This is a genomic window from Gordonia jacobaea, assembly GCF_001186365.1.
Taxonomy (GTDB): domain Bacteria; phylum Actinomycetota; class Actinomycetes; order Mycobacteriales; family Mycobacteriaceae; genus Gordonia; species Gordonia jacobaea.
Genome location: NZ_LDTZ01000018.1, coordinates 226,175 through 242,599, shown reverse-complemented (window position 1 = coordinate 242,599; position 16,425 = coordinate 226,175). Strand labels below are relative to the sequence as shown.

The window sequence follows — 16,425 nt, the reverse complement described above, 5'->3', positions numbered from 1 at the left end:
ATCTGCCACTAGCGTTGACGGTGTTGCGTTCCGAGAAGGCAGACGATCCGAGAGGAAGTGGAGCCGATGACGACGGTGGTGTTCGGAGCGAGCGGTGAGATCGGTGCGCTTCTCGCCGACGATCTCGAACGGCGAGGCGAGAAAGTGGTTCGCGCGCAACGGTCGTCGGGAGTAGACGCGTATGCGGGAACCGGCGTGCGGGAGGCGTGCGCGGGTGCCGACACGGTGATCGACTGCACCAACGTGATGACGACGCGCGGTTCGAAAGCCGTCGACTTCTTCTCGACGGTTGCGCGCACCATCGCCGAAGCCGCCGCAGCGGCGGGTGTGCAACGAGTCGTGTGCGTGTCGATCATCAATGCCGCAGATCCGGCGGTGAATGCGAAATTCGGCTATTACCAAGGGAAGGCTGCGCAGGAGCAGACCTACGCCGACAACGTCGACGCCGGGCATCTGCAGATCATCCGATCGGCCCAGTGGTACGAACTAGCCGGTCAGATGCTCACCCGCGCACGACTCGGTCCGATCGCCATGGCTCCGCGCATGGTGTGCCGCCCACTGGCCGCCGTCGACGCCGCAGGACTGATCGCAGACGCTGTTCTGTCCGACGACCCATCGGACCGGCAGATCGCAGGACCCGGGCAGCACGATCTCGTCGATCTTGCACGCGCGGTTGCTCGGCGCGACGGATCACCACGATGGGTTGTGGCAGTCCCGTTCGGCGGGAAAGCGTTTCGCGACGGCGGACTCATGCCGCGCGGGGCATTCGACAAGACCTCGACCACATTCGACGAGTGGCTCGAAACAACTCCACCCACTACAGAAAGGGTCAATCGATGACCACCACAGCACAAGAAACCGCCACCACGCGCAGGCTCTCGATGCTCGAGCAGAATCCGAACGTCTACAAGGCGCTCATCGCATTGCAGCTTGCGTCGTCGGAGGGTCTCGAGCCCGAGCTGATCGAGCTCATCAAGATCCGCGCATCACAGCTCAACGGGTGTGCCTACTGCCTGCGCATGCATATCGCCGATGCGCTCGCGATGGGAATCGACCCCATGGTCATCGGTCTGATCCCGGTCTGGCACGAGGCCTTCAACCATTTCGACGAGCGGCAGCGATCAGCCCTCGAACTGACCGAATACGTGACCAGAATCGGCGAAGAGGGAGTTCCCGACGACGCGTTCGAGCGTGCACGGGCGGTGTTCGACGAGGTGGAGCTCGGCCAGGTCGTCGCGTCGATCGTGATGATCAACGCGTGGAACCGCGTCGCCATCACGTCGAAATACCCGTACGAGGCCGACGAGCGTAAATAGCGCCGCCGACCCGAGGCTGAATGTGTGTCGAACTTAAAGAAGTGGGTGCTGCAGCACCCACTTCTTTCGATTCGACACACATCCTCGCGCAGGCACTTACAACTCGCGCAACCGCGAACTCACAACTTGCGCAGCCGGACCCGGTTGATCGAGTGGTCGGAGTCCTTGCGCAGCACCAGAGTTGCGCGCGGGCGGGTGGGGAGGATGTTCTCCCGCAGATTGGGCAGATTGATCGACGTCCAGATGTCGCGGGCGGCGGCGCGCGCCTGGTCGTCGGTCAGTGACGAGTAGTGGTGGAAGTGCGAGTTGGGGTCGGCGAACGACGTCGACCGCATCTGCAGGAATCGTGAGATGTACCAGTTCTCGATGTCGGCGGTCTTGGCGTCGACGTAGATGGAGAAGTCGAACAGGTCCGACACCATCAGCGTCGGACCTGTCTGCAGCACGTTGAGGCCTTCGAGAATGAGGATGTCGGGCTGGTGCACGTAGTGCATGACGTCGGGGACGATGTCGTAGGTGAGGTGCGAATAGACCGGGGCTGTCACCTCGCGGGCCCCCGACTTGACCTCGGTGACGAAGCGGAGCAGTCCCCTGCGATCGTAGGATTCGGGAAATCCCTTGCGGTGCATGATGCCTCGACGTTCGAGCTCACGCGTGGGTAGCAGGAAACCGTCGGTGGTGACGAGGTCGACCTTCGGGTGCGACTCCCAGCGGGCCAGGAGCGCTGCCATGATGCGGGCGGTCGTCGACTTTCCGACGGCGACGCTGCCCGCGATCCCGATGACGAACGGCACCTGCTTGGTGGTCTGCCGATCGCCGAGGAAGGTCGACGTCGCTGCGAACAGACGCTGCCTCGCGGCGACCTGTAGGTGGATGAGTCGCGACAGCGGGAGATACACCTCGGCGACTTCTTGGAGGTCGACGTTCTCGCCCATACCGACGAGCTGGTCGAGCTCGTTCTCATTGAGCACCATCGGCATGGATTCACGCAGGTCACGCCATTGCTTGCGATCGAGTTCCAGATAAAGACTGGGATCGCGGCCGGTGGTGTCGCGCGCCATCAGAGGGCTCGTCCCATCGGCGATCGCGGGTCGCACCTCGTCGTCATGGCCTACAGCTTAGAAGGACGCGTCGACGCCGCTGTCGGTAGCCTTCCACCATGGCAACGGCGTACAGCGGTTCGGCAACCCCCGATACGGATCTGGTCACCGACTATTTACGGCTCGGCCTCGCCTTCGACCGTCTCGAAGAGGGCTTCGTCGACGCCTACACCGGCGACCCCGCACTGCGCGCAGAGGTCGCGGGCGGTCCGGCCCCCGAACCCGCCGCGCTGGCCGACCGTGCGCGCGGTCTGCGATCCGAACTCCCCGCCGGTCTCACCCCCGATCGGGCAGCGTTCGTCGACGCGCACCTGCGCGCACTGGAATGTTCTGCACGCAAATTCGCCGGCGAGTCCATCGGATTCGTCGACGAGGTGCGTGCCTACTTCGACGTCGACATCGCGCCCGCCGACACCGACGACTATCGAAAGGCGCACGGCGAGTTGGCTTCTGCGCTCGGAGTGCCCGACGCTACCGGGCCCGCGCTCAGCGACGCCTATGCGACGTATCGTCGCGCCGACGAGATTCCACCCGAGCGCGTCGACGAATGCGTGCGTGCCTTCAGCGGTGCACTGCGGGAAAGGGTTCGCGACGTTTTCCCGTTGGCGGACAACGAGATCGTCGAATTCGAGGTGGTGACCGACAAGCCCTGGTCGGGCTTCAACTACTACCTCGGCAACTATCGGTCGCGGGTGGCCATCAATGCCGACCTCACGCAGTACATGTCGTCGCTGCCGCATCTCATCGCACACGAGGCGTACCCCGGTCACCACACCGAGCACTGCAGAAAGGAGCAGATCCTCGTCGGCGGTGGGCAGACCGAGCAGACCATCTTCCTGGTCAACACGCCGCAGTGCCTGATGGCCGAGGGGCTTGCCGACCACGCGCTGCACGCGGCCATCGGCGACAACTGGGGACTGTGGGCGCAGGAGATCTACGCCGACCTCGGACTGCGATTCGACGGCGAGCGCGCACAGCGGGTGGGCGCGGCGTCGTCGGGTCTGCTGACCGTGCGCCAGGACGCCGCGCTCATGCTGCACGATGCGCACCTCGACGCCGACGTCGTCGCGGGCTTTCTGCAACGGTGGCTGCTCGCGCCGTCGGAGCGGGCGCGACAGATGCTGCGATTCCTGACGTCGCCGCTGTGGCGCGCGTACATCTCCACCTATGTCGAGGGGTATCGGCTCCTGGGGGAGTGGCTCGAGCAGGTGCCGCAGGATGCGCGTCTCGCGCGATTCGGACGCCTTCTCGACGAACCCCTGACCCCAGCTCTGCTGCGTGCCGAACTGGGCCAATAGACTGGTCGCCATGAGCGAGAATCCCATCTCCGCGAACACCGCGAGCCTGAACTCGATGTCCCTGGCAGAGGTCGATCCCGACGTGGCGGCCGCGATGAACGGCGAACTGAGCCGCCAGCGCGACACACTCGAGATGATCGCCTCGGAAAACTTCGTTCCGCGTGCCGTGCTGCAGGCACAGGGCAGCGTCCTGACCAACAAGTACGCCGAGGGATATCCGGGCCGCCGCTACTACGGTGGCTGCGAATACGTCGACGTCGTCGAGGACATCGCACGCAACCGCGCGAAGGAGCTCTTCGGAGCCGACTTCGCCAACGTTCAGCCGCATTCGGGTGCGCAGGCCAACGCCGCGGTCCTCATGGCGCTGATGAACCCGGGGGAGCGGCTACTGGGCCTCGACCTCGCGCACGGCGGCCACCTCACCCACGGCATGCGTCTGAACTTCTCGGGCAAGCTCTATGAGAACCACTTCTACGGCGTCAGCAAAGAAGATTTCCGCATCGACATGGACGAGGTGCGCAAGATCGCCCTCGACGTGCAGCCCAAGGTGATCGTGGCCGGATGGTCGGCATACCCGCGAACCCTGGACTTCGACGCCTTCCGGTCGATCGCTGACGAGGTCGGCGCGTATCTGTGGACCGACATGGCTCACTTCGCCGGACTCGTCGCGGCCGGCCTGCACCCCAACCCGGTGCCTGCGTCGGACGTCGTCTCGTCGACGGTGCACAAGACCCTCGGCGGACCGCGCTCGGGCATCATCCTGGCCAAGCAGGAGTGGGCCAAGAAGCTCAACTCGGCGGTGTTCCCCGGGCAGCAGGGCGGACCGCTCATGCACGCCATCGCGGGCAAGGCCGTCGCACTCAAGATCGCCGGCACCGAAGAGTTCGCCGATCGGCAGCGTCGGACGCTCTCGGGCGCCAAGATCCTCGCCGAGCGGCTGACCGGCTCCGACGTCGAGAAGTCGGGTGTCTCGGTGCTCACCGGCGGCACCGACGTCCACCTGGTCCTGGTCGACCTGCGCAACAGCACGCTCGACGGTCAGCAGGCAGAAGACCTCCTCCACGAGGTGGGCATCACGGTCAACCGCAATGCGGTGCCGTTCGATCCTCGCCCGCCGATGGTCACCTCCGGCCTGCGGATCGGTACCCCCGCACTCGCGACCCGCGGCTTCGGCGACGAGCAGTTCAGCGAGGTCGCCGACATCATCGCCACCGCGCTCGCAGCAGGGCCTGATGCTGATGTGTCTGCGCTGCGTGGCCGGGTCTCGCGCCTCGCACTCGACTTCCCGCTGTACGACGGCCTCGAGCAGTGGGGACTGATGAGCCGGGTCTGACCTGGACATCTGGCCAGCATCGAGATGGTCGGGGCGGTTTGAAATCGCCACCTACGCATCCGTATCCTTGGCGCGGTGAACGTACTGAGCGAAGACGAACTGATCATCGCGCTGGAGAAGGCCCTCCCCGAGGTGGCCGAGGATCACCAGCTCGCTTCTGCTGCGTGGAATCCGCACGAGTACGTGCCGTGGGATGACGGTCGCAATTTCGCCTTCATGGGCGGAGACGACTGGGACCCGTCGCAGCAGACGCTGTCCGACGAGACCGCGGCCGCGCTGCTGGCGTTGCTCCTCACCAAGGACAACCTGCCGTCGTACCACCGCATCCTCGCCAAGTACTTCCCGGCGTTCTCCGACTGGCGTCAGCTCGTCGGCGTGTGGACGGCCGAGGACAACCGCCACGCGGTGGTCCTGCGCGACTACCTGGTGGTCCGGCGAGCGATCGACCCGGTCGACGCCGAGGAGCGTCGTCGAGTCCACGTCACCGCCGGTTACCGCCAGAACGAGGCGCAGGTCGACGAACTCAAGCCACTCGACGTCCTGGCACTCATGGCGGTGCACGAGGCGCAGAGCGTGAAGTTCATCGGCAAGATGCAGGCGTCGGTCACCGACGACATCCTCGGGCAGATCCTGCACAAGGTCGCAGGTGACGACGAGGTGTCGTCGCGCACCTTCGTCAACCTCCTCGGCGCGGGACTCGTCGCCGACCAGGACACGGCCGTGATCGCGCTCGACAAGGCGCTCGCACGCGGACTCGACGAACCGATCGGATTCGACGTCGTCGACTTCGACGAGCAGCGCGCCTTGATCGCCGACTACCAGGACGAGAGCACGATCGACGCGATCGCGGCGTCGATCGTCGATCAGTTGAAGCTCGAAAGTGTCGACGGTCTGAACGACGAGGCCGCAGCGGCCAAGGCCAGAATCCTCGCTCGCGCCGGTCGCTGACCGACGCATTTTCCCTGCTGACGGGCGTATCGTCACCACGGCATCGCTTCTGCGCGTCGTGGTTCGACGATACGTCCGTTTACGCATATTTCACGTAGACACACCCGGTTACGGCGCGCCGGAACGGCGCCATCCGCGTACGTTGACCAGTGACGGGCCGCGGGGAAGCGGTTCGTCCGGGAGGTTCACATCGTGGGTTGCACCAGCAGCACGAGGGGGCCGGCCCCGGTCCTCGTCCATCTCGGCTGACGCCGAGAAAAGGACAAGAACCAGCCGGTCATCGAAGAACTGGTTTGTGCGGGTGCCGCACAAACGTAGGAGCCCACGTGACCACACGCACCTACGTCCTCGACACCTCCGTGCTGCTCTCAGATCCCTGGGCAGTCACACGATTCGCTGAACACCACGTCATCTTGCCGTTGGTCGTCATCAGCGAACTCGAGGGCAAACGTCACCACCACGAGCTTGGATGGTTTGCACGTGAGGCATTGAGATTGCTCGACGACCTGCGACTCGAGCACGGTCGACTCGACGTCCCGCTGCCGATCGGCGACGAGGGCGGCACCCTGCAGGTCGAGCTCAACCACACCGATCCCGCGGTGTTGCCCGCCGGATTCCGCACCGACAGCAACGACTCCCGCATCCTCGCGTGCGCGCTCAACCTGCGCGCCGAGGGCAAAGACGTCACGCTGGTGTCCAAGGACACGCCGCTGCGCGTCAAGGCGGGCGCCGTCGGACTCGACGCCGACGAGTACCACGCACAGGACGTCGTGGTCTCCGGATGGTCGGGCATGGCGGAGCTCAACGTCGACCAGCTCGTCATCGACACGCTGTTCTCCGACGGAGTCGTCGACCTCGACGCTGCACGAGAACTGCCGTGCCACACGGGAGTTCGGCTGTTGGGCCACGGCTCGTCGAGTGCACTGGGCCGGGTCAACGAGGCCAAGCAGGTCCAGCTGGTCCGGGGCGACCGTGAGGCATTCGGGCTGCACGGGCGTTCGGCTGAGCAGCGGGTTGCCCTCGACCTGCTCCTCGACGACAGCGTCGGCATCGTGTCCCTCGGCGGCAAGGCGGGTACCGGAAAGTCGGCGCTCGCGCTGTGCGCGGGCCTCGAAGCCGTGCTCGAACGTCGGACGCAGCGCAAGGTCGTCGTGTTCCGTCCGCTGTACGCGGTCGGCGGCCAGCAGCTCGGCTATCTGCCCGGCGGCGAGGCCGAGAAGATGGGGCCGTGGGCGCAGGCGGTCTTCGACACGCTCGAAGGCCTCGCTTCGCCGGAGGTCATCGAAGAGGTGCTGAGCCGCGGAATGCTGGAAGTGTTGCCGCTCACGCACATTCGCGGTCGGTCACTGCACGACTCGTTCGTGATCGTCGACGAGGCGCAGTCCTTGGAGCGCAACGTACTGCTGACGGTGCTGTCCCGACTCGGCACAGGCTCGCGGGTGGTGCTCACCCACGACGTCGCGCAGCGCGACAACCTGCGCGTCGGACGGCACGACGGTGTGGCCGCGGTCATCGAGAAGCTGAAGGGGCATCCGCTGTTCGCGCACGTGACCCTGACGCGCAGCGAGCGCTCGCCGATCGCCGCTCTCGTCACCGACATGCTCGAGGAGTTCGCCCCGGGCGCCACGTACTGATCGCGGGAGGTGGTCTCGACAAGCTCGACCAGCGGTATCCGCTGGTCGAGCAGCCGCGAGGAACGAGCGGCGTGGAGAGACCACCTCCGCGCATCATCCGCTGGTCGAACGGCCGCCCGCCTTCCGCTCTGCGAACGGCCGCGCGCCTTCCGCTGGTCGAGCAGCCGCGAGGGACGAGCGGCGTGTCGAGACCACTTGCGCGCGCCCGGGATTCGAGCGGTGTGAGGTGGTCTCGACAAGCTCGACCAGCGGTTAGGGCTCGACCAGCGGGGAAAGCTCGCCCAGCGGGGAAAGCCCGATTAGCAGCGAGGTGGTCTCGACAAGCTCGACCAGCGGGAAAAGCTCGACCAGCGGTTAGGGCTCGACTAGCGGTGGGGTGGTCTCGACAAGCTCGACCAGCGGGGAAAGCTCGACCAGCGGTTAGGGCTCGACCAGTGGTGACGACTCACCAGCGGGGAAGGCTCGACCACCTACGCCCGCCCGGAGATCCGATCAGCCACGCGGGCAATGACATTCGACTTCGGCGACGTCGAGGCCAGCTCTCGGCGGTCCGCGGCGCGGTAGGCGCCGTACATCGACGCGACGCCCAGCCAGCGCAGGGGTTCGGGCTCCCACTTCTTCGCGTGGTGCGCGACCCACGGCAGGTCGGTGAGTTCTGTCCGCTCTCCGACGACCAGGTCGCGTAGCGTGCGGGCGGCGACGTTGGTCGTCGTGAGTCCGGACCCGACGTAGCCGGATGCCGAGCCGATCCCCGTTGTCGGGTCGAAGTCGATCGACGCCGACCAGTCGCGGCTCACCCCGAGCACGCCGCACCACGCGTGCGCGATCTCGACGTCGACGGTCGCGGGGAAGAGCTCGTGCAGGGCGTCGACCAGTGACTGCGCGGTGCGCTCCTGGGTTTCGCCGTCATGGTCGATACCGGAGCCGTATCGGTAGGGCACGCCGCGTCCGCCGAGCGCGATTCGACCGTCGGCGGTGCGTTGCGAATAGGTGTAGGCGTGTGCCGTCTCGCCGAGCAGTTCTGCTCCCTCCCAACCGATCTCGTCCCACATCGCCTCCGGGAGCACCTCGGTCACGATCATCGACGAGTTGAGGGGGAGTAGTGCGCGGTGTCGCCCGGGCATGGTCGCGGTGAAGCCTTCGAGGCAGACCAGGATGGTCTCGGCACGAACGGTCCCGCGGTCGGTGCGGACCGATCGCGGGCTGATCTCGACGACGGCGGTGTCCTCGTGAATCGCCACCCCGCGGCGCTCGACGGCGTCGGCCACGCCACGGGTGAGTTTCATCGGATTCACCCGTGCGCACTGCGGCGAGAACATCGCCGCTTGCGCGCCGCGGATCGAGAGTCGATCCGCGACGGCGTCGGCGTCGAGGTACTCCCAGTCGCTCGCGCCGAAATGATGTTCGGCGTCGAGCTCGTCACGCAGTCGCGACTCCTGCGCCGGACAGCGCGCGATGTGGAGCACGCCCGACTTCACCGCGTCGCAGTCGATGTGTTCGGCGGCGACGCGAGCGAGTACCTCGTCGACACCTGAGCGCATGGTGGCGGTGAGTCGACGATTCGCTTCGAGGCCGTCACGGCCGCGTGACGTGGCGATGTCGGCATAGTGCGACCGGTTACCCGGCACCTCTGCCGACAACCAGCCGCCATTGCGCCCGGATGCGCCGAAGCCGCAGAACTCCTTCTCGAGCACCACGATGCGAGCGTCCGGAAGCGCCTCACGGAGGTAGTACGCCGACCACAGACCGGTGAGCCCGCCGCCGACGATGGCGATGTCGACGTCGAGGTCTCCACCCAGGGGCGAACGACGCCGGACGGGATCGATTGTCGAATACCAGAACGAGACTTCTCCATTGCGCATGCCACAGACCGTAAGCCACCGAATGTTGCGAGCAGATTAAGAAGCGTCCGTTCAGATGGAGAAAACCTGCGGAATCAGTGACGATTCTCGGCAAGTACATCGGATTTCGGCAGTCTAGCAACCGCTTGGGGGAGCTTGCCGCAGTCGGCGGTCGCGAGGCCGTCGACCCAGGCTGTCGGCACGGAAGGATCGCAACGCTCGTGGCAGTACCGCTTCCGGACACCGTTTTCCACTCGGGTCCGGTCTTCGACGGGCATCGCCTTCACGACGACATGGCGGTCGGCGTACGGTCCGGGCGAGTGGTCGCGGTCGGCGCCGTCGATCGCGTCGTGGCGCAGATTCCGTCGGCCGAGCGCGTCGACCTGGCCGGACGGCTCCTGCACCCGGGATTCACCGATGCGCACATCCATGCGTTGTCAGCGGGCGTGGATCGCAACGCGTGCGACCTGACCGACGCCGACGATGCCGCGCAGACGCTCGACGCGATCGCCGTGAATGCGCGCGCCACCGACCGGGAGTGGATCGTCGGCTCGGGCTGGACGATGAGTCACTTCGATCGAGGCTGCCCCACGGCGAGCGCCCTCGACGCCGTCGTCGACGACCGTCCGGCGTTCCTCCTCAACCGCGATCACCACGACGCCTGGGTCAACTCGCGAGCCCTCGAACTGGCAGGAATCGATGCCACGACGCCCGACCCGTCGGACGGCCGCATCGAGCGCGCGGCGGACGGATCACCCACCGGGACGTTGCACGAGGGAGCAATGGACCTCGTCTCCCGGTTCGTGCCGCAGCCCGACGTCGACGAGCAGTACGCCGGCCTGCTCACCGCCCAGAAATACCTCCATTCGCTCGGCGTCACGGGGTGGCAGGAGGCCATCGTCGGCGAGTACCCCGGCATGGCCGACCTCGACACGGTCTACACCGCTGCGGAGGACTCCGGTGACCTCACCGCGGACGTCGTCGGTGCGTCGTGGCTACCGCGAGACCTCGACCGCTGGGCGATCGACGACGTCGTCGCGGGCTTCGCCGCACGTCTGGCGAGCACGGCCGGTCGCCGCTGGAGCATGCACTCGGTGAAGATCATGGTCGACGGCGTCGTGGAGAACCGCACCGCAGCGATGTCGGAACCGTACTGTCGCGACTGCGCGTGCGCACCCGCGGACACCGGGCTGGCCTACTTCGACCAGAAGGTGCTGACCGAGGCGGTCATCGCATGCGACGCCGCGGGACTCGACATCCACTTTCATGCGATCGGCGACGCCGCCGTCACCGCGGCGCTCGACGCGGTCGAGGCCGCGCGAGTCGCGAACGGCCTCACGGCGGGTCGACACCACATCGCCCATCTGCAGCTGGTTCGCCCCGCAGACCTCGGCCGCTTCGTCCAACTCGGCGTGACCGTCAACATGCAGGCGCTCTGGGCGTGCAACGACACTCCATGGTGACGCTCGTACGCTCGGCGATCGGCGACGAGCGTTACCAGTGGCACTACCCGTTCGGGTCGCTCGCGCGGTCGGGGGCATCGCTGGCCATGGGCAGTGACTGGGCCGTGAGCACTCCCGACCCCTGGGCTGCGATGTCGGTTGCGGTCAACCGCATTCCACCCGGCGAGAGCGTCGAACCGCTTCTTCCCGCACAGTCGCTCGACCTCACAACAGCCCTTGCCGCGTACACCAGCGGGTCGGCGCACCTGAACAGGCGTGGCCAGGTCGGGGTCATCCGGCCGGGAGCACGCGCAGACCTGGTCATCGCCGACCGTAATCCCTTTGCAGAGCAACCAGATTCGCTTTGGAATACCAGATCCGACCTGACCGTCGCCGACGGTGAGATCGTTTACGAGAGGACCAAACCATGACCGCAGTCGAAGCCACCAAGCCGACGGAGGTGAGCACCGCGCAGCGCGGCGCCATCTCGATGCACGGCGTGACGAAGGTGTACGACAACGGTCACGTCGCGGTGACCGACATCGATCTCGACGTAGCCGCAGGCGAATTCGTCTCGCTGCTCGGCCCCTCCGGCTGCGGCAAGACCACGTTGCTGCGCATGCTCGCAGGCTTCGAGAGGCCGACGAAGGGCGAGATCACGCTCGACGGCGCGTCGATCATCGACGTTCCGCCGGAGCGTCGACCCGTGAATACGGTGTTCCAGTCCTACGCGTTGTTCCCGCACATGTCCGTCGCGCAGAACGTCGGATTCGGTCTGCGGCAACGCAAAGTACCGAAGAAGGAGATCGGGCAGCGCGTGGCCGAAGCCCTTGAGCTGGTGCAGATGACGCGGTTCGCCGACCGCAAGCCCGCCATGTTGTCGGGTGGACAGCAACAGCGTGTCGCGCTCGCGCGGGCGCTGGCCAACCGGCCGGACGTCCTGCTGCTCGACGAGCCGATGAGTGCCCTCGACCGCAAGCTTCGTGAGGAAATGCAGATCGAACTGAAACTGCTGCAAAAGGATCTGGGCACCACCTTCGTGTTCGTGACGCACGACCAGGAGGAGGCGCTGTCGATGAGCGATCGCATCGTCGTCATGAGCGAGGGACGCGTTGCCCAGGTCGGTGACGGCAAAGACATCTACGCCAAGCCGGTCAACCGATTCGTCGCCGATTTCGTCGGCAAGCAGACGTTCTTCGACGTCACCGGCACGCTGAAAGACGGACGACTGCCCACCACCGACGGCCCCTTCGCCGTCGCGGACGATATCGACGGTCTCAGCGGCGATCTCGTCGTCGCGATCCGTCCGGAGGCGATCTGGTTCGCCGAGGGACAGGCCGACATCGACGCCGCCGACAACGTCGTCTCGGGGACGGCGGCAGGCGTCTCGTTCCTCGGCGACCTCACCCAGGTTGTCGTCACCACCGACGCGGATACCGAGGTGCTGGTGCGTGGCGCAACACGCAACTTCCCCGATCTCCACGAGGGCCAGCGCGTGACATGCACGTTCTCGCAGGCGGATACGCGGGTGTTCACGAAATGAGACCACAGCACGACATGGACACCGAGTCGACGACGGTGCGCGCGCTCGTTCCCAGGGCCGCGGTCTCGCGCATCACCCGTCGCAGCTTTCTCGCCGGAATCGGCGTCACGGTAGCAGGTCTCGCGGTGACGGCGTGTGGTGGCGACAAGACCATCGCGCCGTCGAAACCTCTCTCGAATGACATCGAGGGTCAGCTCAATTACTACAGTTGGGGCGACTACGAGGACCCGGCCGATCTCGACGCCTACCGCGACAAGTTCGGGGTGCGCCTGCAGGTCGACGCCTTCGGCTCCAACGAAGAGATGATCGCGAAACTCGCTGCGGCACGCGGAACCTCGGGTTACGACGTCATCGTGCCGACCGGGGTCTACATCCCGCAGATGGTTGCGCACGGACTTCTCGACGAACTCGACCACTCGCGCATCCCCAATCTCGCGAACCTCGAAGAGCGGTTCTTCAACCCGCCGTGGAACCCACAGTCGCGGCACGCCGCGTGTAAGAACTGGGGCACAACGGGATTCATGTATCAGAAGTCGCTGACCGACAAGACACCGACGTCGTGGGCCGACTTCATCAGTCTCGCTCGGGGGCCTGCCAAGGGCAAGGTCAGCGTGGTCGAAGATCCGTGGGAAGTCGTCTCGATCGCGATGGGCGCGATGAATATCGACCCGAACACCACCGATGCCAAGAGCCTGTCGGCCGCGCGCAACATCTTGGTCAACCAACTCGCCCCGACCATCCAGGGCTACAACTCGTCGATCACCTCCATCGTCTCCGGCGGTTCGTACAGTCTGCTGCAGGCATGGAATGGTGACGCCCGGCTGACCCTGATGAACGAAAGCGACCCGGACAAATGGGGATTCGTCTATCCGCTGCCGACCGCGAATCTGTTCACCGACAACTTCGCGATCGTGCGGGGCACCCAGCATCCGGGCGCCGCGTACGCGTTCATCAACCACATGCTCGACCCGGAGGTGTCGTTCCGCGAACTCCAGTACATCGGTTATCAGACAGGCGTGAAGGGCATGTCGGAGAAGGGTAAGGCCGCAGACCTGCCCTTCCCGGAACTGCTGTTCCCCTCGGACGAGATCGTCAACCGGCTGGTCGTCGCGACCGTCGACTCCGCCACCCAGGAACGCACCGAGATCCTCAATCAGATGCAGGCGAGGAGCGCCCGATGACCACAGACATCCTGACGCCTTCACAGACCGGGCACGAACAACCCGAACCCGCTGCCGACACCCCCAAACCGCCACTGCGACAACGACTCTTCGGGGCCGGCGGGCTGACCTTCCCCGCGTGGGCGTACCTCGTCTTCTTCTTCGTCATTCCTCTCGCGCTCGTCATCTGGTACAGCTTCGGTTACAAGCCCGACCAGTTCACCACGTACGCGACCGACCGGTTGTCGCTCGACAACTACGGCGAGGCGTTCGGTGCGGACTATCGCTCGACCTTCACCAATACGTTGCAGATCGCCATCGTCGGCGTGTTGCTCACTCTGCTGATCGGCGTCCCGTTCGCGTATTGGCTTGCGGTGAAGAGCAATCCGCGACGTCGACCGTTGTATCTCGCGTTGATCATCGTTCCGTTCTTCACCAACTTCCTCGTTCGCACGATCGGCTGGCAGATCACCCTTGCACCGACGGGATGGTTGTCCAGCGCGATGCAGAGCGCGGGATTGGGCGAGCTCGGCATCCTCTACACACGTGCCGCGGTCCAGATCGGCGTCGTCTACAACTACCTGCCGCTGATGATCTTCCCGCTCTACGTCGCGATGGACCGGGCAGGACTCTCGCTGCGGGAGGCCAGTCGCGATCTCGGAGCCAACCGGTGGACCACGTTCTTCCGGATCACGCTGCCGCTCGCGGCACCCGGCATCGCCTCGGGCGTGCTCCTGGTGTTCATCCCGCTGATGGGCGACTACGTGACGCCGTCGGTGCTCGGTGGCGCCAAGGGAACCATGGCAGGCCAGATGATCGCCGCACAGTTCGAGACCGCGCAGAACTGGGCCCTGGGTTCGGCCATGACGGTCTCACTGATGCTCGTGGTGCTCATCTGCGTCGTACTCGCGGGCCTTGTCGTGCGAGCCGTCATCACCGTGCTCGACAGGCGCGTCTTCAACGTTCCAGCTGTGGATGCGACGGGAGAGAAGTCGGGTCCGCTGGCCCCGTTGACGATGAAGCCGCTTCGAACACAACGCGATTGGTACACCTTCGCGATCAAGGCGTGGGCGGTCATCGTCTTCCTGTTCTTGTTCCTGCCGATCACGGTGATCGTGGTGTATTCGTTCAACACCGGTCGGCTGCTGCAACAGTTCGACTCATTCGGCTTCACCGCGTACTCCGACGCCCTCACCAACGACACCATCGTGCGTTCGGTGCAGGTGTCGCTGGAGGTCGGTGTGCTCTCCGCGCTGCTGGCAACGGTGCTCGGCGGATTCGCCGGTATCGGAATCGGCATCTCCCGTCGACCGCGATGGTGGTCGATCGGCCTGTTGGGATTGCTTACCGTCACGCTCGTCACCCCCGACATCGCCGACGCCGTCGCCTTCCTTCCGTGGTACGTCACCCTCGGCGTCGACGGTGGTCTGAGCCCGTTCAACAACGGCCTGTTCCGGCTCGTGATCTCACATGCCGTGGTGTCGATGGTCGTGGTGACTTTCATAGTCCGAGCACGAGTCGCGTCGCTGGATCCCGCGCTCGAGGAGGCCGCCGCGGATCTGTATGCGTCGCCGCTGGCTCGACTGCGTCACGTGATCCTGCCCGCCGCCATGCCGGGCATCATCGCGGGCATGCTCTTGGCGTTCACCTTCAGCCTCGACGACGTGGTGATCTCCACCTTCGTGCAGCAGCCGGGGTACACGCCGTGGCCGGTGTACGTGTTCTCCAACGTGCGTGTCGCGCTACGGCCGGAGGTCGCTGCGATGTCGACGCTGATGTTGGCACTCACGCTGGCGGTACTTGCCATCTCCGCCCTGATCCTTCGCCGTAGCGGTGAGGACTCGAGTTCGATGGCGAAGATGCTGGGCTGACCCGGTCGACCAGATCGGAAAAAGATCGAAACCGTACTTGAACCTGAAATTGGGTTCAAGTACGGTTTCGTCTATGAACATCGACGGAAATGTTGCCATCGTCACAGGCGCGGCGGGCGGAATCGGGTCCGCGATCGCGCGTGCGCTCGTCGCGGGTGGGGCACGGGTCGTTGCCACCGACCTCGACGACGAGGCGCTCGAGCGTGCCGCCACCGAGATTGATCCGAGTGGCGAGAACGTGGCGACGCTGGCAGGGGATGCGGGCTCGTCGACACACATCGATGCAACCGTCGCGCTCGCGGAGAGCCGGTTCGGTGCCGTGGACATCTACGTCGCGAACGCGGGGATCGGAGGCCGACCGGGACTGGCGGCGTCGGACGCCGACTGGGATCTGGCGCTCAACGTCAACCTGCTCGCGCACGTTCGTGCTGCTCGTCGCCTCGTTCCCGAATGGGTTGAACGCGGCAACGGTTACTTCATCTCGACAGCGTCGGCGGCAGGTCTGCTGACTCAGCTCGGGTCGCCGATCTACTCCACCACGAAACACGCCGCCGTCGCCTTCTCCGAATGGCTCAACGTCACCTACGGCGATGACGGCGTCAAGGTGAGCTGTCTGTGCCCGATGGGTGTCGACACCGCACTGCTCCGTCCGCCCACGTCGCCGGACAACGGTGACGAGATGCTGATGCAGGCCGCAGTCGAGACCGCCGGCCGGGTGCTCACGCCGTCCGAGGTGGCCGAGGTCGTGCTCGCCGCCATCGCCGACGAGCACTTCCTGATTCTGCCGCACCCCGAAGTACTCGACATGTACCGCAACAAGGGCGCCGACTACGACCGCTGGTTGCGCGGGATGCGTCGGTACCAGAACACGCTCCGCGAGCAACTCACCAACGCGTGACAACCCTGTTCCTCCGAAAGCCTTACACCACAAGGAGAATT

At 65.5% G+C, this 16,425-nt stretch carries 14 protein-coding genes; 12 read left to right on the top strand and 2 right to left on the bottom strand.

Annotated features, from left to right (window positions below; genetic code table 11):
- Positions 1-66: 66 nt before the first annotated feature.
- Together ABW18_RS14435 and ABW18_RS14430 are read left to right on the top strand one after the other, a co-directional pair.
- Positions 67-840 carry an SDR family oxidoreductase gene (locus tag ABW18_RS14435; protein ID WP_049699824.1) on the top strand — a complete coding sequence of 258 codons (774 nt, stop codon included), beginning with the start codon at positions 67-69 and terminating at the stop codon, positions 838-840.
- Complete coding sequence (locus ABW18_RS14430) at positions 837-1,316, top strand: carboxymuconolactone decarboxylase family protein (RefSeq protein ID WP_049699654.1); 480 nt, start codon at positions 837-839, stop codon at positions 1,314-1,316. Before ABW18_RS14435 ends, ABW18_RS14430 begins: the two co-directional genes overlap by 4 nt.
- Before the next feature lie 119 nt (positions 1,317-1,435).
- Here the strand turns inward: ABW18_RS14430 and coaA are convergent, their stop codons facing one another.
- Entirely contained in the window at positions 1,436-2,377 is a 942-nt protein-coding gene (gene coaA, locus ABW18_RS14425) for a type I pantothenate kinase (RefSeq protein WP_049699823.1), read from the bottom strand.
- A gap of 98 nt (positions 2,378-2,475) precedes the next feature.
- Between coaA and ABW18_RS14420 the strand changes: the two genes are divergently transcribed.
- The 4 genes from ABW18_RS14420 (at position 2,476) to ABW18_RS14405 (ending at position 7,629) form a co-directional block, all read left to right on the top strand.
- Positions 2,476-3,714, top strand: coding sequence for a hypothetical protein (locus tag ABW18_RS14420; protein WP_049699653.1), 1,239 nt, complete (start codon positions 2,476-2,478; stop codon positions 3,712-3,714).
- A 55-nt stretch (positions 3,715-3,769) separates the two neighbouring features.
- A complete protein-coding gene (gene glyA, locus ABW18_RS14415) occupies positions 3,770-5,047 on the top strand; it encodes a serine hydroxymethyltransferase (protein WP_049699822.1) in 1,278 nt (425 codons plus the stop codon).
- Positions 5,048-5,122: 75 nt separating this feature from the next.
- Entirely contained in the window at positions 5,123-5,995 is an 873-nt protein-coding gene (locus ABW18_RS14410) for an acyl-ACP desaturase (RefSeq protein WP_049699652.1), read from the top strand.
- A 326-nt stretch (positions 5,996-6,321) separates the two neighbouring features.
- Positions 6,322-7,629 (top strand): PhoH family protein, encoded by a 1,308-nt coding sequence (locus ABW18_RS14405; protein ID WP_049699651.1) that lies wholly within the window; start codon positions 6,322-6,324, stop codon positions 7,627-7,629.
- 470 nt (positions 7,630-8,099) lie between these two features.
- Here the strand turns inward: ABW18_RS14405 and ABW18_RS14400 are convergent, their stop codons facing one another.
- Positions 8,100-9,491: an NAD(P)/FAD-dependent oxidoreductase gene (locus ABW18_RS14400; protein WP_049699650.1), complete on the bottom strand. Its 1,392-nt coding sequence runs from the start codon at positions 9,489-9,491 to the stop codon at positions 8,100-8,102.
- A gap of 200 nt (positions 9,492-9,691) precedes the next feature.
- On the opposite strand from ABW18_RS14400, the gene ABW18_RS14395 reads away from it, so the two are divergent.
- From ABW18_RS14395 to ABW18_RS14375, 6 genes are all read left to right on the top strand, one after another.
- Positions 9,692-10,933: an amidohydrolase gene (locus tag ABW18_RS14395; RefSeq protein WP_235434393.1), complete on the top strand. Its 1,242-nt coding sequence runs from the start codon at positions 9,692-9,694 to the stop codon at positions 10,931-10,933.
- Positions 10,927-11,343: an amidohydrolase family protein gene (locus ABW18_RS23190; RefSeq protein WP_235434392.1), complete on the top strand. Its 417-nt coding sequence runs from the start codon at positions 10,927-10,929 to the stop codon at positions 11,341-11,343. The genes ABW18_RS14395 and ABW18_RS23190 overlap by 7 nt, the downstream gene beginning before the upstream one ends.
- A complete protein-coding gene (locus ABW18_RS14390) occupies positions 11,340-12,455 on the top strand; it encodes an ABC transporter ATP-binding protein (RefSeq protein WP_049699649.1) in 1,116 nt (371 codons plus the stop codon). Before ABW18_RS23190 ends, ABW18_RS14390 begins: the two co-directional genes overlap by 4 nt.
- On the top strand, positions 12,452-13,636 hold the full coding sequence (locus ABW18_RS14385) for a polyamine ABC transporter substrate-binding protein (protein ID WP_049699648.1): 1,185 nt from the start codon (positions 12,452-12,454) through the stop codon (positions 13,634-13,636). The genes ABW18_RS14390 and ABW18_RS14385 overlap by 4 nt, the downstream gene beginning before the upstream one ends.
- Complete coding sequence (locus tag ABW18_RS14380) at positions 13,633-15,486, top strand: ABC transporter permease subunit (RefSeq protein WP_049699647.1); 1,854 nt, start codon at positions 13,633-13,635, stop codon at positions 15,484-15,486. Before ABW18_RS14385 ends, ABW18_RS14380 begins: the two co-directional genes overlap by 4 nt.
- 73 nt (positions 15,487-15,559) lie before the next feature.
- Positions 15,560-16,384, top strand: coding sequence for an SDR family oxidoreductase (locus tag ABW18_RS14375; RefSeq protein ID WP_049699646.1), 825 nt, complete (start codon positions 15,560-15,562; stop codon positions 16,382-16,384).
- Positions 16,385-16,425: the final 41 nt, after the last annotated feature.